The 336-nt window shown below is 45.8% G+C and carries 1 protein-coding gene; it reads left to right on the top strand.

What is annotated here, in order from left to right:
• A partial coding sequence (locus HUS66_RS17695) for a hypothetical protein (RefSeq protein ID WP_217488187.1) occupies positions 1 to 336 on the top strand: 336 nt, incomplete at both ends.

Below are 336 nucleotides of genomic sequence, written 5' to 3'. Positions count from 1 at the left end.
GCCACTAAACCTGAACCTGAAAAGGGTGGTCGTTACGCTGATCCTGATTGGACTCGCCTAACCAAATGCTCTTACGAAAGGGATACAGGGAATTTCTATATCCTTGACATGAAATCTATGCGGGATCGTGCTGCACTCGTTGATAACCTTGTTATGAAGACCGCTAGGGAAGATGGTAGTGACGTTTATACAGTGCTTGCTCAAGACGCTGGGGCAGCGGGTAAAGAGGTTGCTGAAGCAAAGCGTTCAAAGCTCCTTTCTCAAGGCAATAAACCCATCATTGTTAAGGCACGAAAATCAAAGCTTCAGAGTGCAGAGAACTTTCTAATTGCTTGC

Origin of the sequence: Onishia taeanensis (assembly GCF_013349955.1) — a bacterium.
In the GTDB taxonomy this organism is placed as follows: Bacteria; Pseudomonadota; Gammaproteobacteria; order Pseudomonadales; family Halomonadaceae; genus Onishia; species Onishia taeanensis_B.
This window is presented reverse-complemented; position numbering and strand designations above follow the sequence as displayed.